Source organism: Serratia sp. (in: enterobacteria), assembly GCF_046715635.1.
In the GTDB taxonomy this organism is placed as follows: Bacteria; Pseudomonadota; Gammaproteobacteria; order Enterobacterales; family Enterobacteriaceae; genus Chania.
Window position 1 is genome coordinate 1 of sequence record NZ_JBKJYW010000540.1, and the last position, 2,652, is coordinate 2,652.

Consider the following 2,652-nt stretch of genomic DNA (forward strand, 5'->3'; position numbering starts at 1 on the left):
TTCACAAAGCGGAAGAACATAAACATCAGCGCGATAAAGATCAGCACGCCAAAGAAAGGATGCAGGATGCGGCCCATCTGCGGTGTACCAAAGGTTTCGGTCAGCCATTGCAGCGTGGGGAAGAACAGCGCAATGCCGGACAGCGACACCAGGAAGAAGCAGATGACCACCGTCCAGTGACAGGCCCGGTCGATAAACTTGGTGCGAACGATCATTTTACTTTTGCTCATGATGGTCCTCCTCGTCTTCATCATCCACTTCCTTGTTCGGGCCAATGCCGATGTAGTGGTAAATCAAACCGGCAAAGGTGGCGATGAAGCCTGCCACGGATAATGGCTTGAGCACGCTTTTCCACAACCCGATCGACAGATCGATATGAGGGTCTTTTGGCAGATTGTGGTACAGCTCGGGGTTATCGGCATGGTGCAGTACGTACATCACGTGGGTGCCGCCAACGCCTTGCGGGTTATACACGCCCGCATGCTCAAAGCCGCGTTTCTTCAGCTTTTCGACCCGCTCCTGTGCCACGTCCAGCATTTCTGCCTTGGTACCAAAGTGGATCGCTCCGGTCGGGCAAGTCTTCACACAGGCCGGTTCCTGGCCCACGCTGACGCGGTCAACGCACAGGGTACATTTGTACGCCCGGTTGTCTTGCGGGTTCAACCGTGGAATGTTGAACGGGCAGCCGCTGATACAGTAACCACAACCGATGCAATGCTCGGACTGAAAATCCACGATGCCGTTGGCATATTGGATAATCGCACCGGCAGACGGGCAGGCCTTCAGGCAACCCGGATCTGCACAGTGCATACAGCCATCCTTGCGGATCAGCCATTCCAGCTTGCCGTTCTGCTCCACTTCCGAGAAACGCATCAGCGTCCAGGATTTGGCACTCAGATCGGCGGGGTTGTCATAAACCCCGACGCATTGGCCCACTTCATCACGAATGTCGTTCCATTCGGAACAGGCCACCTGACAGGCCTTGCAACCGATGCAGGTGGAAACGTCAATCAGCTTGGCGACCTCGACCTTGTAATCACGCGCTTGCGGAGGCGGTGTCAGGGTGTTGGTGGCCGAACGTTTGATAATGTCTTGGGATTGCATGGACATAAATTCGGCTCCTTACACCTTTTCCACGTTAACCAGAAACGCCTTGTATTCCGGCGTTTGTGAGTTGGCATCGCCGACAAACGGCGTCAGGGTGTTGGCCAGATAGCCTTTGCGGGTTGCCCCTTCAAAGCCCCAATGCAGTGGAATACCGATGGTGTCGACATCCTGCCCGTTAACCTTCAGGGTTTGCAGACGGCGGGTCACCACGGCTTTCGCCTTGATAAAGCCACGCTTGCTGCTGACCTTGACGGTATCGCCTTGCTCAATCCCTTTCTCCTTCGCCAGACGTTCACTGATTTCCACGAACTGTTCCGGCTGCATGATCGCGTTAAGGCGCGCGTGCTTGGTCCAGGTGTGGAAATGCTCGGTCAGACGATAGGTGGTACCGACATAAGGGAACTCGGATTTATCACCCATGCGCTTGGCATCAGACGGATAGAGACGGGCCGCCGGGTTAGAGATCACGTTTGGATGCAGTGGGTTGGTGCCCAACGGCGTTTCAAACGGTTCGTAGTGCTCTGGGAACGGCCCTTCGGCCATTTTGTCGAGGGCAAACAGCCTGCCAAGCCCTTCCGGTTGCATGATGAACGGCCCAACGCCGCTGCCCGGGGCGGCGGTGTTGTAGTCTGGAATATCATTCCCGACCCACTTGGCGCCGTTCCATTCAATCAGCATGCGTTGTGGATCCCAAGGTTTACCCATTGGGTCGGCGGAGGCGCGGTTGTAGATAATGCGGCGGTTTAGCGGCCATGCCCAGGCCCAGCCCAGCGTGTTGCCTAAACCGGACGGATCGCTGTTATCACGGTTGGCCATCTGGTTACCCTTGCTGGTCCAACTGCCGGTATAGATCCAACAGGCTGAAGCCGTGCTGCCGTCATCACGCAGCATTGCGAAGGAGTCCAGCAACTGGCCCTTTTTCGCCAGCAGATTGCCGTTGGCGTCATACAGATCTTCCAGCGCGTAGCCGTTGCTGTCTTTCGCCACTTCCTCGGATTCAGGGTGATCCGGCCGTTCATAGTGCCAGCCCATTTTCAGTAATGGTTCGACACCTTTACCGCCTTCGCTGCCATACATCTGGCGCAGGCGATGGTATAGACCGGCCAGGATCTCGCCGTCGGTAATCGCTTCACCTGGGGCGTCGCCGCCTTTCCAGTGCCATTGCAGCCAGCGGCCGGAGTTGGCGATTGAGCCGTCCTCTTCGGCAAAGCAGGTGGATGGTAGCCGGAACACTTCGGTTTGGATCGAAGCGGTATCGACATCGTTCATCTCGCCGTGGTTTTGCCAGAAATTGGAGGTTTCCGTGACCAGCGGGTCGATGATCACCAGATACTTCAGCTTGGCCAGTGAGGCGACCACCTGATTCTTGTCCGGGAAGGAGGCGACCGGGTTAAAGCCCTGGCAGATATAGCCGTTGACCTTATTCTGATCCATCATCTGGAAGTACTTCATGACGTCGTAGGACTGATCCCACTTCGGCAACCAATCAAAGCCCCAGTTATTCTCTTTCTGGGCAGCGTCGCCGTAGAAGCTCTTCATCAGGCT

General features: G+C 56.1%; 3 protein-coding genes. All 3 read right to left on the reverse strand.

Going from position 1 to position 2,652, the window contains the following annotated elements:
• A partial coding sequence (locus tag ACLQ7H_RS28100; RefSeq protein WP_411755510.1) for a cytochrome b/b6 domain-containing protein occupies positions 1 to 233 on the reverse strand: 233 nt, incomplete at its 3' end.
• The gene (gene fdxH, locus ACLQ7H_RS28105; protein ID WP_411755508.1) at positions 217 to 1,110 is read right to left on the reverse strand and encodes a formate dehydrogenase subunit beta; all 894 of its coding nucleotides are present in this window, start codon (positions 1,108 to 1,110) and stop codon (positions 217 to 219) included. The genes fdxH and ACLQ7H_RS28100, both read right to left, overlap by 17 nt.
• A gap of 12 nt (positions 1,111 to 1,122) precedes the next feature.
• Positions 1,123 to 2,652 (reverse strand): molybdopterin dinucleotide binding domain-containing protein (locus tag ACLQ7H_RS28110; RefSeq protein WP_411755509.1); only part of this gene is annotated, 1,530 nt, incomplete at its 5' end.